General features: G+C 50.1%; 15 protein-coding genes. 9 read left to right on the forward strand and 6 right to left on the reverse strand.

Features of this window, described 5'->3' with window-relative positions; translation table 11 throughout:
- Window positions 1-46 precede the first annotated feature (46 nt).
- Window positions 47-793, forward strand: a complete 747-nt coding sequence (locus FEK47_RS09450; RefSeq protein ID WP_135487561.1) for a GntR family transcriptional regulator — start codon at window positions 47-49, stop codon at window positions 791-793.
- Here FEK47_RS09450 and FEK47_RS09455 read toward each other — a convergent pair.
- From FEK47_RS09455 to FEK47_RS09465, 3 genes are read right to left on the reverse strand one after another with little or no spacing between them, the layout of a single operon-like run.
- Complete coding sequence (locus FEK47_RS09455; protein ID WP_135487562.1) at window positions 767-1,732, reverse strand: carbohydrate kinase family protein; 966 nt, start codon at window positions 1,730-1,732, stop codon at window positions 767-769. The two genes, FEK47_RS09450 and FEK47_RS09455, sit on opposite strands and share 27 nt — an antisense overlap.
- Window positions 1,729-2,733 carry an ADP-ribosylglycohydrolase family protein gene (locus FEK47_RS09460; protein ID WP_000846217.1) on the reverse strand — a complete coding sequence of 335 codons (1,005 nt, stop codon included), beginning with the start codon at window positions 2,731-2,733 and terminating at the stop codon, window positions 1,729-1,731. Before FEK47_RS09460 ends, FEK47_RS09455 begins: the two co-directional genes overlap by 4 nt.
- Window positions 2,730-4,007 carry a nucleoside permease gene (locus tag FEK47_RS09465; protein ID WP_130206976.1) on the reverse strand — a complete coding sequence of 426 codons (1,278 nt, stop codon included), beginning with the start codon at window positions 4,005-4,007 and terminating at the stop codon, window positions 2,730-2,732. Before FEK47_RS09465 ends, FEK47_RS09460 begins: the two co-directional genes overlap by 4 nt.
- Before the next feature lie 256 nt (window positions 4,008-4,263).
- Here FEK47_RS09465 and fbaB point away from each other — a divergent pair, with 256 nt between their 5' ends.
- From fbaB to FEK47_RS09505, 8 genes are all read left to right on the forward strand, one after another.
- Window positions 4,264-5,316: a class I fructose-bisphosphate aldolase gene (fbaB, locus tag FEK47_RS09470; RefSeq protein ID WP_000129551.1), complete on the forward strand. Its 1,053-nt coding sequence runs from the start codon at window positions 4,264-4,266 to the stop codon at window positions 5,314-5,316.
- 229 nt (window positions 5,317-5,545) lie between these two features.
- Window positions 5,546-6,400 carry a tagatose-bisphosphate aldolase subunit GatY gene (gatY, locus tag FEK47_RS09475; RefSeq protein WP_135487580.1) on the forward strand — a complete coding sequence of 285 codons (855 nt, stop codon included), beginning with the start codon at window positions 5,546-5,548 and terminating at the stop codon, window positions 6,398-6,400.
- A 28-nt stretch (window positions 6,401-6,428) separates the two neighbouring features.
- Window positions 6,429-7,691 carry a tagatose-bisphosphate aldolase subunit GatZ gene (gatZ, locus tag FEK47_RS09480; RefSeq protein ID WP_135487563.1) on the forward strand — a complete coding sequence of 421 codons (1,263 nt, stop codon included), beginning with the start codon at window positions 6,429-6,431 and terminating at the stop codon, window positions 7,689-7,691.
- Between the two features lie 9 nt (window positions 7,692-7,700).
- A complete protein-coding gene (gatA, locus tag FEK47_RS09485; protein WP_135487564.1) occupies window positions 7,701-8,153 on the forward strand; it encodes a PTS galactitol transporter subunit IIA in 453 nt (150 codons plus the stop codon).
- Between the two features lie 30 nt (window positions 8,154-8,183).
- The gene (gatB, locus tag FEK47_RS09490; protein WP_000823272.1) at window positions 8,184-8,468 is read left to right on the forward strand and encodes a PTS galactitol transporter subunit IIB; all 285 of its coding nucleotides are present in this window, start codon (window positions 8,184-8,186) and stop codon (window positions 8,466-8,468) included.
- Window positions 8,469-8,471: 3 nt separating this feature from the next.
- Window positions 8,472-9,827 carry a PTS galactitol transporter subunit IIC gene (locus FEK47_RS09495; protein ID WP_130219344.1) on the forward strand — a complete coding sequence of 452 codons (1,356 nt, stop codon included), beginning with the start codon at window positions 8,472-8,474 and terminating at the stop codon, window positions 9,825-9,827.
- A 48-nt stretch (window positions 9,828-9,875) separates the two neighbouring features.
- A complete protein-coding gene (gene gatD / locus FEK47_RS09500) occupies window positions 9,876-10,916 on the forward strand; it encodes a galactitol-1-phosphate 5-dehydrogenase (RefSeq protein ID WP_138183172.1) in 1,041 nt (346 codons plus the stop codon).
- Window positions 10,917-11,021: 105 nt separating this feature from the next.
- Entirely contained in the window at window positions 11,022-11,795 is a 774-nt protein-coding gene (locus tag FEK47_RS09505; protein ID WP_205712905.1) for a DeoR/GlpR family DNA-binding transcription regulator, read from the forward strand.
- 81 nt (window positions 11,796-11,876) lie between these two features.
- Here the strand turns inward: FEK47_RS09505 and yegS are convergent, their stop codons facing one another.
- The 3 genes from yegS to FEK47_RS09520 all read right to left on the reverse strand — a co-directional run bounded on the left by yegS (window position 11,877) and on the right by FEK47_RS09520 (window position 15,071).
- A complete protein-coding gene (gene yegS, locus FEK47_RS09510; RefSeq protein ID WP_135487565.1) occupies window positions 11,877-12,776 on the reverse strand; it encodes a lipid kinase YegS in 900 nt (299 codons plus the stop codon).
- Window positions 12,777-13,033: 257 nt separating this feature from the next.
- The gene (gene yegQ, locus FEK47_RS09515; protein ID WP_000476028.1) at window positions 13,034-14,395 is read right to left on the reverse strand and encodes a tRNA 5-hydroxyuridine modification protein YegQ; all 1,362 of its coding nucleotides are present in this window, start codon (window positions 14,393-14,395) and stop codon (window positions 13,034-13,036) included.
- Window positions 14,396-14,738: 343 nt separating this feature from the next.
- Entirely contained in the window at window positions 14,739-15,071 is a 333-nt protein-coding gene (locus FEK47_RS09520) for a YegP family protein (RefSeq protein WP_135487566.1), read from the reverse strand.
- Window positions 15,072-15,139 lie beyond the last annotated feature (68 nt).

Genomic DNA, 15,139 nt, shown 5'->3' on the forward strand with positions numbered 1-15,139 from the left:
CAGCAGTGATATACTTCCTCCAGACTCCCCGGCAGGAAAAAGACCAATGGAACAAGCGCATACCCAGCTTATCGCTCAACTGAATGAGCGTATTTTAGCGGTGGACAACACGCCGCTTTATATTAAGTTTGCCGAAACGGTAAAAAATGCCGTGCGCAGCGGGGTGCTGGAACATGGCAATATTTTACCCGGCGAGCGTGATTTAAGTCAGTTAACCGGCGTTTCGCGTATTACGGTGCGCAAGGCGATGCAGGCGCTGGAAGAAGAGGGCGTGGTGACGCGTTCGCGTGGCTACGGCACGCAGATCAACAACATCTTTGAATACTCGTTGAAAGAAGCGCGAGGATTTTCTCAACAGGTGGTGTTGCGCGGGAAAAAGCCCGATACGCTGTGGGTTAACAAGCGAGTGGTTAAATGCCCTGAAGAGGTGGCGCAGCAACTGGCGGTCGAAGCGGGCAGTGATGTCTTTTTGCTTAAGCGTATTCGCTATGTCGATGAAGACGCGGTATCCATTGAGGAATCGTGGGTTCCGGCGCATTTAATTCATGATGTTGATGCCATCGGTATTTCTCTCTATGACTACTTTCGCAGTCAGCATATTTTTCCAAAGCGTACCCGTTCCCGTGTTAGCGCCCGAATGCCGGATGCTGAGTTTCAGTCACATATTCAGTTAGATAGCAAAATACCGGTGCTGGTGATCAAGCAAGTGGCGCTTGACCAACAGCAACGGCCTATTGAGTACAGCATCAGCCACTGTCGTAGCGATCTATACGTTTTTGTGTGTGAGGAGTAGTTCCTCGCGCGTCGGCGCGCAATCACCGCCGCGATTCCCGACAACCCACGACGCCACTGCATTGCCCAGTAATACGGCATCCGCCAGTGGCAGACCAGAGGCTAGCCCGGCAAGTACGCCACCTGCGTGGCTATCACCTGCGCCAATGGTGTCTACAACTTGCGTTGGAAATGCGGGAGCGCAGCCTGACGTGTTGTCGCTGAAATACCAGGCACCTTCTTTATCGAGACGAACGATCAACGACGCGGCAAATTTCTCCTGCCATTGCTTGCCAAGCGTTGTTATCTCTGCGGATAAAGCAAAACGTTCGGCGGCAATCTCAGCCTCTTGACGATTGAGTGACACGAAAGGTCGACAGGCCATGATCCGCGCCAGTAATGCATCCGGGATATCGCCAATACGTGGGCCAAAATCGATAAACGGCGTCACGTCTTGCAGCTCTTCCAGCCATTCCACTAACAATTCGCCGCAGGGCGAGGCCAGTTGATAACCGGAAAAATAGAGCAGGCTGCCAGGCGCAACGGGTAATCGCGCCAGCCATTCGCGATTCCACTGATTTTCCACACCACTGAACGACATAAACGTGCGTTCGCCATCCGGCTCAACCAGCGCCAGACACCAGCCGTTATCGCCTTCAGCGTTATCGATCAGGCTGATTAACCCCTCTTTCGCCATCCGGTTGCGAATAATCTCCGCCCACACGCCCTGACCGAGCGGCAGGGCATTACCCGCTTCGATGCCGAGGCGCTTTAACGCCACGGCAATATTCAGTGCGCAGCCGCCAACGTTAACGCTCTGCTGTTTCAGTTCGATATCGCACCCACGCCAGGGGAGGGCATAAGCGTCGGCGATCACGTCAATGACCGCCGCGCCGACGACCATCACCGGCTGACGCGTGGTTAATTCAGGCAGCAGCGTGTGTAATCGAGCGCCGCTCATACCGCCTCCCGTTGTTGACGATATTTCGCCAGCGCTGTGGCATAGCGGTTGAAATCAAGCTGATTTACCGCATCCAGTTCCGCCTTTAACGCAGGATCGATAGCGTTAACGCCATGCAACGCGCCGCAAATTGCCGTCGCCATGGCGCCGATGGTGTCTGTGTCGCCGCCAAGATTGGCGCACAGGACGGCGCAACGGTTCGGATCGGTTTGTGCCAGCTCAACCAGCGCAATGGCGCACGGCACGGACTCAATGGTGCTGGTGCCTGCGCCAACGACCTGGTAAAGCTGTTCGCTGGCGGATTCGGTGCCGTCTGCATTGCGCACAATTTTCAGGGCAATCTCCAGCCGCGCCGCCAGTGAGGCGCTGAACGTGGTGATGCGTTTTTGCTGTGCATGTCGCGCAATTGAAGGCAGGGAATCAACAATCGCTGACCAGCTTTCTCCGTCAATGGCACGAGAAATCGCCCATGCGATGACTACCGCACCTGCAACCGCCAGATCGGATTTATGGGTCGGGCTGGACGCCAGCGCCACATCATCAATAAAAGAATCAACATCGCGCGCCGGAAGCAAACAACCTAATGGCGAGACGCGCATCGCCGCACCGTTAGTCACGCCGTTGTTTTCCAGTTCAGCAACGGGTTTACCGTCGCGAATGGCGTTAAGCGCAATCTTCGAGGTTGGGCCTAGCACGTTTTTGTTGAAGGCGTCGAAACGCAGCGCCCAGTCGAGAATATTACGCCCAATCAGATCCGGATCGATCTTGCCTTCACGTTCCAGCAACGCATCCGCCAGACACAGCGCCATTGAGGTATCGTCGGTGAATTCGGCGCGGTTAAAATAACAGGCCGCGTTATTCTCCTTTGGTCCAGGCAGAAAACGGTCAATCCAGCCAAAGTGTGCTTTAACGCGGCTGCGTGGCCAAAGCTCGGAGGGCATCCCCATCGCATCCCCTAACGCCTGCCCATAAAGAGCACCGAGAATACGTTCTGTTTTCATTTAACTTCCCCTTGTGTCAACGCAATATCGCGATCATCGACCTTGATAGCCGTAATTTCGCTGTCGGATTCGCGGAAAAAAATCATGAACAGCACGGCGATAATGGCAATCATCACCGCGCCAAAAGTCCACATCCCGGCCCAGTTGAAGGTCAGCCCGTTTACCGGTTCCTGATAAGCAAACATCTTCTCCATCATCACTCCGCCAAGACGATAACCGAGCAAACTGCCGAAGCCCTGGCAGCAGAGCGTGATCAGCCCCTGCGCGGCGGTACGCATATGCACGGGGGCTTTTTTATCGACATAGATGTAAGCGGTAACGTAGTAAAAATCGTAACTTACGCCGTGCAGCAAAATGCCGAGGAACAGTAACGCGTAGGTAAAATATTCATCCGCACTACCGTAAATAAAGAAGCCATAACGGATCGCAGCGGTGACCAGACCAAGCAATAATACCTTTTTGATACCAAAGCGTTTGGTGAAAAACGGCAATGCCAGCATAAAGAAAATTTCAGAGAACTGGCCGAGCGTCATCCAGCCAGTGGCGTTTTTCATGCCGACTTCGGTCAGATAACCGTTGGCAAAGATGTAATAGAACGCCAGTGGCATCGCAAACAGGAATGAACAGAAGAAAAAGACGAGGAAATTTTTATCGCGCAGCAGGATAAGCGCATCCAGGCCGAGCATGACTTTAATGTCCATTTTGCCGGTGCTTTTTGGCGGCGTGTCTGGCAGGAATAAGGCAAACGCACCGAGCAATGCGGAGCTTCCTGCGGTAATTAACAGCGGAATATTGGTCGGTGAGATATCGTCATATCCCAGCATCTGAGGCAGGAATCCGCAGACCAGGCCAGAGGCAATCCAGCCTATAGTCCCCAGTACGCGAATGCGCGGAAAATCACGCTCCACATCCGGCACGTTGGCAAACGCGATGCTGTTAGTCAGCGCAATGGTCGGCATATAGGTCAGTGAGTAGGCCAGCAGTAACGGGAAGAACCCGGCAAAGGTGGTCTGTTGCGCGGCGAAATACATCAGCACCGCACCGGCGAACATCAATACAGCCAGTACTTTCTGCGCCGAGAAAAAGCGGTCAGTGATGGAGCCAACCAGAATAGGTGACAGGATCGCCGCAATGGCGGTACATGCATAGGACCAGCCAATTTCTCCGGCACTAAAACCGCTTTTACTTAACCACAACCACAATGGCACAAACCACGCGCCCCAGATAAACCATTCAACAAACATCATGAACGACAGCTTTGCTGTTGTTTTCATCTTTTAATTCCTTCATGACAGGTAATGTAAGGTACGCGCTGACAATACCATTTAATAATACCTTTTAAATACCTTTGCGGTGAAAGCTTGACCGCTGTAACACTTTTTCTGATGAATCGTGCCAACAGAAAACGCTGAAAAAACATCCAAAAGATGGAAAAACCAGCCCGTAACGACCAGGATTATGATTGCCCGCAAAAGGTGGGCCAGGACAATCCATAGCCGATATCCAATCGGAATTTACGGGAGCATAGTAATGACAGATATTGCGCAGTTGCTTGGCAAAGACGCCGACAACCTTTTACAGCACCGTTGTATGACTATTCCTTCTGACCAGCTTTATCTCCCCGGACATGATTACGTAGACCGCGTGATGATTGACAATAATCGTCCGCCAGCGGTGTTACGTAATATGCAGACGCTCTACAACACCGGGCGTCTGGCTGGCACAGGATATCTTTCTATTCTGCCGGTTGACCAGGGCGTTGAGCACTCTGCCGGAGCTTCATTTGCCGCTAACCCGCTCTACTTTGACCCGAAGAACATTGTAGAACTGGCGATCGAAGCGGGCTGCAACTGTGTGGCGTCAACTTACGGTGTGCTGGCATCGGTATCGCGGCGTTACGCCCACCGCATTCCATTCCTCGTCAAACTTAATCACAACGAGACGCTAAGTTACCCGAACACCTACGATCAAACGCTGTATGCCAGCGTGGAGCAGGCGTTCAACATGGGCGCGGTGGCGGTTGGCGCGACTATCTATTTTGGCTCGGAAGAGTCACGTCGCCAGATTGAAGAAATTTCTGCGGCCTTTGAACGTGCGCACGAGCTGGGCATGGTGACAGTGCTGTGGGCCTATTTGCGTAACTCCGCCTTTAAGAAAGATGGCGTTGATTACCATGTTTCCGCCGACCTGACCGGCCAGGCGAACCATCTGGCGGCGACCATCGGTGCAGATATCGTCAAACAAAAAATGGCGGAAAATAACGGCGGCTATAAAGCGATTAATTACGGTTACACCGACGATCGCGTGTACAGCAAGCTGACCAGCGAAAATCCGATTGATCTGGTGCGTTATCAGTTAGCTAACTGCTATATGGGGCGCGCAGGGCTGATTAACTCCGGCGGTGCTGCAGGCGGTGAAACCGACCTTAGTGATGCAGTGCGTACTGCGGTCATCAATAAACGCGCTGGCGGAATGGGGCTGATTCTCGGACGTAAAGCGTTCAAGAAATCGATGGCTGACGGCGTGAAACTGATTAACGCCGTGCAGGACGTTTATCTCGATAGCAAAATTACTATCGCCTGATACGCTTCATACGAACAGCACTGCCCCGTAGGCCGGATAAGGCGTTTACGCCGCATCCGGCATAAAAACACGCGCACTTTGTTACGGCTTCCCCCCCGGGAGGCCGTTTTTTTTGCCTTCATTCCTGTATTGGTTTTCATATTGTCGTTTTTGTGATCGTTATCTCGACATTTAAAAACAAATAATTTCATTATATTTTGAAATCGAAAACAAACGACAGGATATGAAAATGTATGTGGTATCGACAAAGCAGATGCTGAACAACGCGCAGCGCGGCGGTTATGCGGTTCCGGCATTCAATATTCACAATCTCGAAACGATGCAAGTGGTGGTGGAAACCGCTGCCAACCTGCATGCGCCGGTCATCATCGCCGGAACGCCCGGCACATTTACTCATGCCGGTACAGAAAATCTGATGGCGCTGGTTAGCGCGATGGCGAAGCAATATCACCATCCACTGGCAATTCATCTCGACCATCACACGAAATTTGACGATATCGCTCAGAAGGTTCGTTCTGGCGTGCGCTCAGTCATGATTGACGCCTCGCATTTGCCTTATGCGCAAAATATTTCACGGGTCAAAGAGGTGGTGGATTTTTGCCATCGCTTTGATGTCAGCGTCGAAGCGGAGCTGGGGCAACTTGGCGGCCAGGAAGATGATGTGCAAGTCAATGAAGCTGATGCGTTGTACACCAACCCCGTTCAGGCACGGGAATTTGCCGAGGCAACCGGCATTGATTCCCTGGCGGTCGCCATCGGCACGGCTCACGGTATGTACGCCAGCGCACCGGCGCTTGATTTTTCTCGACTGGAGAATATTCGCCAGTGGGTGAACTTACCGCTGGTGCTGCATGGCGCGTCAGGATTATCGACTAAGGATATTCAGCAAACCATCAAACTGGGGATATGCAAAATCAACGTTGCAACGGAGCTGAAAAATGCCTTCTCGCAGGCGTTAAAAAATTACCTGACCGAGCACCCGGAAGCGACCGATCCCCGGGATTATTTGCAGTCGGCTAAATCCGCAATGCGCGATGTGGTGAGCAAAGTGATTGCCGATTGTGGCTGCGAGGGCAGGGCATAACGCACCTGCCATTTAACAAGGAAAAAACATGAAAACGTTAATTGCCCGGCATAAAGCTGGTGAACATATCGGCATATGTTCAGTCTGTTCTGCACATCCGTTGGTTATCGAAGCGGCGCTGGCATTTGATCGCAACAGCACGCGCAAAGTGCTGATTGAAGCAACGTCAAACCAGGTCAATCAATTTGGCGGTTATACCGGAATGACACCGGCGGACTTTCGCGAATTTGTTTTTACGATTGCCGATAAAGTCGGATTTGCACGTGAGCGTATTATTCTCGGCGGCGACCATCTGGGGCCGAACTGCTGGCAGCAGGAAACGTCAGATGTGGCGATGGAAAAATCCATTGAGCTGGTAAAAGCATATGTTCGTGCGGGATTCAGTAAAATTCACCTTGATGCGTCAATGTCCTGCGCGGGGGATCCCATACCGTTAGCCCCAGAAACGGTTGCGGAACGAGCCGCTGTGCTTTGCTTTGCTGCGGAAAGTGTGGCGACAGATTGCCAGCGTGAGCAACTGAGCTATGTCATTGGCACCGAAGTTCCGGTTCCGGGCGGTGAGGCCAGCGCCATTCAGTCAGTACACATCACCCAGGTTGAAGATGCCGCCAATACTTTACGTACGCATCAAAAGGCCTTTATTGCCCGTGGGCTGGCAGAGGCGTTAACACGCGTGATTGCCATTGTGGTGCAGCCAGGCGTGGAATTTGATCACAGCAATATTATCCATTATCAGCCGCAAGAAGCGCAGGCGCTGGCTGAATGGATAATCAACACCAAAATGGTTTATGAAGCACATTCTACCGATTACCAGACCCGGACGGCTTATCGGGAATTAGTGCGCGATCACTTTGCAATATTGAAAGTCGGCCCGGCATTAACCTTTGCTTTACGCGAGGCGATATTTGCGCTGGCGCAAATTGAAAAGGAACTTATTGCCCCCGAAAATCGCAGCGGTTGCCTGGCGGTAATTGAAGAAGTGATGTTCGACGAACCGCAGTACTGGAAGAAATATTATCGCCCGGGTTTTAACGATTCATTATTGGATATTCGTTATAGTCTTTCGGATCGTATTCGTTATTACTGGCCGCATAACCGGATTAAAAATAGCGTCGAAACGATGATGGCGAATCTGGAAGGCGTGGACATCCCACTGGGCATGATTAGTCAGTATCTTCCCAAACAATTTGAACGCATTCAGTCCGGGGAATTATCAGCAATACCGCATCAGCTGATTATGGATAAAATTTATGATGTCTTGCGCGCCTATCGCTACGGCTGTGCGGAATAAGGACGGTATATGACAAAGCTCTTTGTTCGTAGCGGAATTTCTTTTGTCGATCGTAGCGAAGTTTTAACCCATATCGGGAATGAGATGCTCGCGAAAGGTGTGGTTCATGATACCTGGCCACAGGCATTAATTGCCAGAGAAGCAGAATTCCCTACCGGAATAATGCTTGAGCAGCACGCCATTGCAATACCGCATTGTGAGGCGATCCATGCTAAGTCGTCAGCCATTTATCTGTTAAGGCCAACAAATAAAGTTCATTTTCAGCAAGCGGATGATGATAACGACGTGGCAGTATCGTTGGTTATTGCGTTAATTGTGGAAAATCCGCAGCAGCAATTGAAACTTTTACGCTGTTTATTTGGCAAGTTACAACAGCCCGATATTGTCGAGACACTAATTACTCTTTCTGAAACCCAGTTAAAGGAATACTTCACAAAGTATGTTTTAGATTCAGACGAATAAATCCCTCTGTAACAATAAAAAGGACTATTTATGAAACGCAAGATTATTGTCGCTTGCGGAGGCGCGGTTGCGACCTCTACGATGGCGGCGGAAGAAATTAAAGAGTTGTGTCAGAATCATAATATTCCTGTTGAATTAATCCAGTGTCGGGTTAATGAAATAGAAACTTATATGGATGGCGTGCATTTGATATGCACCACTGCCAAAGTGGATCGTAGTTTTGGCGATATTCCGTTAGTTCACGGCATGCCTTTTATTTCTGGTGTCGGTATCGAAGCATTACAAAATAAAATTCTGACTATCTTACAGGGGTGACCTATGTTTTCAGAAGTCATGCGTTATATTCTCGACCTCGGCCCTACGGTCATGCTGCCGATTGTCATCATTATTTTTTCTAAAATATTAGGCATGAAGGCAGGCGATTGCTTTAAAGCGGGTCTGCATATCGGGATTGGCTTTGTGGGCATCGGCCTGGTGATTGGCTTAATGCTGGATTCCATTGGCCCAGCGGCGAAAGCGATGGCGGAAAATTTTGACTTAAATCTGCATGTGGTCGATGTCGGCTGGCCGGGCTCTTCACCAATGACCTGGGCGTCGCAAATCGCGCTGGTGGCGATTCCGATTGCGATTCTGGTTAACGTGGCAATGCTACTGACCCGTATGACGCGGGTGGTGAATGTTGATATCTGGAATATCTGGCATATGACCTTCACCGGCGCGTTGCTGCATCTGGCCACCGGTTCATGGATGATTGGGATGGCGGGTGTGGTAATTCACGCGGCGTTTGTTTATAAGCTCGGCGACTGGTTTGCCCGCGATACCCGTGATTTCTTTGAGCTGGAAGGCATTGCTATTCCACACGGTACGTCGGCGTATCTGGGACCCATCGCGGTACTGGTGGATGCCATTATCGAGAAAATCCCTGGCGTTAACCGAATTAAATTTAGCGCCGACGATATTCAGCGCAAATTTGGTCCTTTTGGCGAACCTGTCACCGTGGGTTTTGTGATGGGGCTGATTATCGGCATCCTCGCGGGTTACGATGTCAAAGGTGTATTGCAACTGGCGGTAAAAACGGCGGCAGTCATGCTGCTGATGCCAAGGGTGATTAAACCCATCATGGATGGCTTAACACCTATTGCGAAGCAGGCTCGCAGCCGTTTGCAGGCGAAGTTCGGCGGTCAGGAGTTCCTGATTGGCCTTGATCCGGCATTGCTGCTGGGGCATACGGCGGTAGTATCGGCAAGCCTGATTTTTATCCCGCTCACCATTTTAATTGCTGTTTGTGTCCCAGGTAATCAGGTGCTGCCGTTTGGCGATCTTGCAACTATTGGCTTCTTTGTGGCGATGGCAGTCGCGGTGCATCGTGGAAACCTGTTCCGCACCTTAATCTCGGGTGTCATCATTATGAGCATCACCCTTTGGATTGCGACGCAAACTATTGGTCTGCACACTCAACTGGCTGCCAATGCGGGCGCATTAAAAGCCGGAGGTATGGTGGCTTCGATGGATCAGGGCGGTTCTCCCATTACCTGGTTATTGATTCAGGTTTTCTCCCCGCAAAATATTCCTGGTTTCATTATTATCGGCGCCATTTATCTCACCGGTATTTTCATGACCTGGCGTAGAGCGCGCGGCTTTACCAAACAAGAGAAAGCCGCTATCGCAGAATAATTTTTACCTGAGGGGGAGAATATCCCCCTTAACAACTCAGGAGTTTTTATGAAATCAGTGGTGAATGATACTGATGGTATCGTGCGCGTTGTAGAAAAACTTATTCCTGAAATTAATCATCAGGATGAGGTGCGGGTAAAAATTGCCAGCTCGGGGGTATGTGGTTCCGATTTACCCAGAATTTTTAAAAATGGTGCACATTATTATCCAATAACGTTAGGCCATGAATTTAGTGGCTATATTGATGCGGTGGGAACCGGTGTTGATGATTTACAACCTGGCGATGCAGTTGCCTGTGTGCCGTTATTACCCTGTTTTAATTGCCCGGAGTGTCTGAAAGGGTTTTATTCCCAGTGTGCGAAATATGATTTTATTGGTTCGCGACGTGATGGCGGATTTTCCGAATATATTGTCGTTAAGCGAAAAAATGTTTTTCCACTACCCGCGGATATGCCTATTGAGGATGGTGCTTTTATTGAACCGATTACCGTTGGCCTGCATGCTTTCCATTTAGCGCAAGGTTGTGAGAATAAAAACGTTATTATTATTGGTGCCGGAACCATTGGCCTGCTGGCAATTCAGTGCGCTGTCGCGCTGGGGGCAAAGAGTGTGACGGCTATCGACATTAGCCCAGAAAAACTGGCACTGGCAAAATCCTTCGGCGCTATGCAAACATTTAACAGTAGCGAAATGAGCGCGGCGCAAATGCAGAGCGTTTTACGCGAACTGCGCTTCAACCAGCTTATCCTCGAGACAGCAGGCGTACCGCAAACCGTCGAACTGGGGGTAGAAATCGCCGGGCCTCACGCACAACTGGCACTGGTGGGAACGTTACATCAGGATCTGCATTTAACATCAGCGACATTTGGCAAAATATTGCGTAAAGAGCTGACGGTTATCGGCAGTTGGATGAACTACTCCAGCCCGTGGCCTGGGCAGGAGTGGGAAACGGCGAGCCGGTTGCTGACAGAACGTAAGTTAAGCCTGGAGCCATTAATCGCTCACCGTGGAAGCTTTGAAAGCTTCGCCCAGGCAGTGCGTGACATTGCTCGCAATACCATGCCGGGTAAAGTGTTACTCATTCCCTGAAACCGCGGGCCAGCGTGATGCTGGCCCGGTATTGTGCAAAACAGATCATTCACCAATGGTCCCCCTTCGTTTACACTAGTCACAATTGAATATGGGTAAATGACGATGAATTCATTCGAGCGAAGGAATAAGATCATCCAATTAGTGAATGAACAGGGAACCGTGCTTGTTCAGGATCTGGCGGGAATATTTGCTGCATCGGAAGCGACAATTCGAGCCGATTTGCGCTTTCTCGAACAAAAAGGCGTGGTCACGCGCTTTCATGGCGGTGCGGCAAAAATAATGTCCGGTAATAGTGAAACCGAGGCGCAGGAAGTCGGGTTTAAAGAGCGATTTCAGTTAGCCAGCGCACCGAAAAACAGAATTGCGCAGGCGGCAGTAAAAATGATCCACGAAGGCATGACGGTTATCCTCGACAGCGGAAGTACGACAATGCTTATCGCTGAAGGGTTAATGACTGCTAAAAATATCACGGTGATCACCAATAGCCTTCCTGCTGCATTTGCCCTTTCTGAAAATAAAGACATCACTTTGGTGGTTTGTGGTGGTACGGTGCGCCATAAAACGCGATCTATGCATGGTTCTATTGCTGAACGTTCCCTGCAGGATATTAATGCCGATTTAATGTTTGTGGGTGCTGATGGGATTGATGCGGTTAATGGTATTACGACCTTTAATGAAGGTTATTCCGTTAGTGGTGCTATGGTGACAGCGGCGAATAAAGTTATCGCAGTTCTCGACTCAACAAAATTTAACCGTCGTGGATTTAATCAGGTACTGCCAATCGAAAAAATCGATATTATTATTACCGATGATGCCGTATCAGAGGTCGATAAACTGGCATTGCAGAAGACACGGGTGAAATTAATTACGGTGTAGTATTGTTCTGTAGGCCGGATAAGGTGTTTACACCGCATCCGGCATAACTGATTTTCCCTAATTCAAGAGAGAATAATTTGATTAACGCAATAACGGACAATCCGGTGGTAATCGACAACGCAGCGCCGCCGGAAGTATTTCAATATGAAAGTTTTGTCCACTCAACGGTTCGCCATCAAGATTAAAAGTGATTTCGTGTGGTGCTTGTATATCGAACCACGCCGAAGCGCCTTCGATAATATTCGGGTTATCTTCGTCAGATTTTAATGTGGATACGAGGGCCGGAAGAATTTCATCTCCGGTGAAAATACGCAACTGCAACAAGCCATCATTAATCAGCGCATTTGGGCACAACTGCTGACCGCCACCGGCCTGACGTCCGTTGCCAATGCCAATAACCAGGGCATCTCCTTGCCAGTGAAAATTTTCACCACGGATCTCACAACGATCTGGTTGTAACGTGTCCATGCGCATTAAGCCGTGAATGATGTAAGAGACGCCCCCTAGTGCGGATTTTAATTTTTCCGGTGTTTCGGTGGTGATGCGCGTACCAAACCCGCCCGTTGCCATATTGATAAAACAGGTGTGCCTGTTAACCTGCGCCATATCAATTGCAATAGCGTTACCGGCAATCGCCAGTTTCAACGCCTTATCCAGCGCCTCAGGGATCCCCACGCTGGTGGCAAAATCATTCGCTGTACCTAGCGGCAAAATCCCCAAAGCAGGAATGTCATCGCCTTCACACTGAATCAACGCCGTGGAGACTTCATTAATGGTGCCATCACCACCGCCTGCTATCACCGTCGCGACGCCAAGTTGGCACGCTTCAGTCACAAAACGCGCGGCATCACCTTTCTCCCAGGTGACCCGTACATGGATCGTTATTCCTTCCTCACGCAACAGCATAATCGCCTCGCGCAATGTTTCATTGTCAGCACTTTTGCCGTTAAGAATCAGCAAACTGGCGGGAAAATCGGCCATCGTCGTATGCCTTTATTATTGATCTTTAGAAAGTGTAGAGCAGAAAAGAGAAGGTGGAGTCAGAACAGGATGAAAGTCGTGGTGCAAAAAAATAAGCCTGCGTAAGGGAGATTACACAGGCTAAGGAGGTGGTTCCTGGTACAGCTAGCATTTTATGGGTTATGTTTTTCAGCGAAACGGATGATAACCTTAATAAATGCAGCTGTATGTGATCGGTTTCTAAGAATTTTCTATCTGGGAAAAATACTTGAAATTAATCACTTGCCGTGCGGGTTACGCGTGGTTTCCCCAGAGAAATTACGCATCAGCAGCGCGTAGTTCAGTTCGAGATCCTGCGGGACCGGGATCCACACAGTATAACCATCGCCCGGCGCAACCGGCATCGCTTCGCCTTTGGCGTTTTCCATATGCTCAAGGGTAAAGTTGATATTGCCCTGTGGAGTCATCAGCTCAAGGCTGTCGCCAACGGAGAATTTGTTTTTAACCGCTACCGCCGCGAGGTCGCCTTTACGCTCACCGGTAAACTCACCAACAAACTGCTGGCGGTCAGAAACGGAATAACCGTATTCGTAGTTCTGGTAATCATCATGCGTATGGCGACGCAGGAAACCTTCGGTATAGCCGCGATGCGCCAGACCTTCCAGCGTCTCCAGCAGGCTGGTGTCGAACGGTTTGCCCGCAGCGGCATCATCGATAGCTTTACGATAAACCTGCGCGGTGCGTGCACAATAGTAGAAAGATTTGGTGCGGCCTTCGATTTTCAGCGAATGCACGCCCATTTTGGTCAGGCGTTCAACGTGGGCGATAGCGCGCAGATCTTTCGAGTTCATGATGTAAGTGCCGTGTTCGTCTTCAAACGCGGTCATATACTCGCCCGGACGCTGGGCCTCTTCGATCATAAACACTTTGTCGGTTGGCGCGCCGATACCCAGCGTCGGTTCAACGTTTTGCACCGGAATCGGCTCGTATTTGTGTACGATGTTGCCGACGTCATCTTCTTTACCTTCCTGGACGTTGTACTCCCAGCGGCAGGCGTTGGTGCAGGTGCCCTGGTTCGGGTCGCGTTTGTTGATATAACCAGAGAGCAGGCAGCGACCGGAGTAGGCCATGCACAGTGCGCCGTGAACGAAGATTTCGAGCTCCATATCCGGCACCTGATTGCGGATCTCTTCAATCTCTTCCAGTGATAGTTCACGGGAGAGGATCACGCGGGTCAGGCCCATTTGCTGCCAGAATTTTACCGTCGCCCAGTTTACGGCGTTAGCCTGCACGGAAAGGTGGATCGGCATTTCAGGGAAGTGCTCACGCACCAGCATAATCAACCCAGGATCGGACATAATCAGCGCATCCGGCCCCATTTCCACTACCGGTTTCAGGTCACGGATAAAGGTTTTCAGCTTAGCGTTGTGCGGCGCAATGTTGACCACGACATAAAACTTTTTCCCCAGCGCATGGGCTTCATTGATACCGAGCTGAAGATTTTCGTGGTTGAATTCGTTGTTGCGCACACGCAGGGAGTAACGCGGCTGGCCCGCATAAACAGCATCTGCGCCATAAGCGAAAGCGTAACGCATATTTTTCAGCGTTCCCGCCGGGGAAAGGAGTTCCGGTTTAAACATAATTCTCTCGTTCTGATGACAGGTCAGATCCGCTTCACCTGATGAAGCGGTTAGGGGAGTGTCCCCACTTTAAGGGCGGGCATTGTAGCGCAATCGGTGGGGTTGGCTCCAGTGCAAATGTCTGGTCGTCTCCTGGTTTTGGTAAGGATGCGAATAACGATAATTTCTTCGGCACTTGCAGGAAATAAATAACGTGGCGTTCAAAAAGAGGAACAAAAATTCTTTCACCTAATATGAAACTTATCCTCCCATTATTTTAATGGCGCGGATTGATCCTTAGCATCAATAAGTCAGTGTTTATTAGAAATAAAGCCGGGCGCGTCATCCGCACCCGGCACAATGATTAAGTCTTATCTTTCACCGTCTGGCTTACGCCATTGGTTTTTACAGAGGCAATTCCGACTTCGCGTGATTGAGCGGTAGCATACATCTGGCTGGAGCCAATTATCTGATGATTGGCCGCTTTCAGATTGAAATAAAACTTGCTGTTGCTCGCCGTCTTTTTCTCATAGCGTTCATCCTGCGGACTGTTGCTTTGTACCGAGGCGATGCCCTTTTCCGCAGAGGCTTTTGAGGCATACAATTCGCTTGTGAGAATGGTTTCTCCGTTCCCCGCTTTTAACACAAAACGGAACTGATTATCACTGCTCTTATTAAGTTCAAACCAACCAGCCATATTGACTCCTTGCTTGAAATTGCGTATCGAAAACAGTATGTAACGATTTAAGTATGGGTGATATTCAG

This window comes from Escherichia sp. E3659 (genome assembly GCF_005781135.1).
Lineage (GTDB): Bacteria > Pseudomonadota > Gammaproteobacteria > Enterobacterales > Enterobacteriaceae > Escherichia.

Bases quoted from the DNA above. Each gene is read 5' to 3' on its own strand.
- FEK47_RS09520 (WP_135487566.1), bottom strand. From the start codon at position 15,071: ATGGCTGGTTGGTTTGAACTTAATAAGAGCAGTGATAATCAGTTCCGT.
- gatY (WP_135487580.1), top strand. From the start codon at position 5,546: ATGTATGTGGTATCGACAAAGCAGATGCTGAACAACGCGCAGCGCGGC.
- yegS (WP_135487565.1), bottom strand. From the start codon at position 12,776: ATGGCCGATTTTCCCGCCAGTTTGCTGATTCTTAACGGCAAAAGTGCT.
- gatZ (WP_135487563.1), top strand. From the start codon at position 6,429: ATGAAAACGTTAATTGCCCGGCATAAAGCTGGTGAACATATCGGCATA.
- gatD (WP_138183172.1), top strand. From the start codon at position 9,876: ATGAAATCAGTGGTGAATGATACTGATGGTATCGTGCGCGTTGTAGAA.
- gatA (WP_135487564.1), top strand. From the start codon at position 7,701: ATGACAAAGCTCTTTGTTCGTAGCGGAATTTCTTTTGTCGATCGTAGC.
- FEK47_RS09450 (WP_135487561.1), top strand. From the start codon at position 47: ATGGAACAAGCGCATACCCAGCTTATCGCTCAACTGAATGAGCGTATT.
- fbaB (WP_000129551.1), top strand. From the start codon at position 4,264: ATGACAGATATTGCGCAGTTGCTTGGCAAAGACGCCGACAACCTTTTA.
- FEK47_RS09495 (WP_130219344.1), top strand. From the start codon at position 8,472: ATGTTTTCAGAAGTCATGCGTTATATTCTCGACCTCGGCCCTACGGTC.
- yegQ (WP_000476028.1), bottom strand. From the start codon at position 14,395: ATGTTTAAACCGGAACTCCTTTCCCCGGCGGGAACGCTGAAAAATATG.
- FEK47_RS09465 (WP_130206976.1), bottom strand. From the start codon at position 4,007: ATGAAAACAACAGCAAAGCTGTCGTTCATGATGTTTGTTGAATGGTTT.
- FEK47_RS09460 (WP_000846217.1), bottom strand. From the start codon at position 2,733: ATGAAAACAGAACGTATTCTCGGTGCTCTTTATGGGCAGGCGTTAGGG.
- FEK47_RS09505 (WP_205712905.1), top strand. From the start codon at position 11,022: ATGAATTCATTCGAGCGAAGGAATAAGATCATCCAATTAGTGAATGAA.
- gatB (WP_000823272.1), top strand. From the start codon at position 8,184: ATGAAACGCAAGATTATTGTCGCTTGCGGAGGCGCGGTTGCGACCTCT.
- FEK47_RS09455 (WP_135487562.1), bottom strand. From the start codon at position 1,732: ATGAGCGGCGCTCGATTACACACGCTGCTGCCTGAATTAACCACGCGT.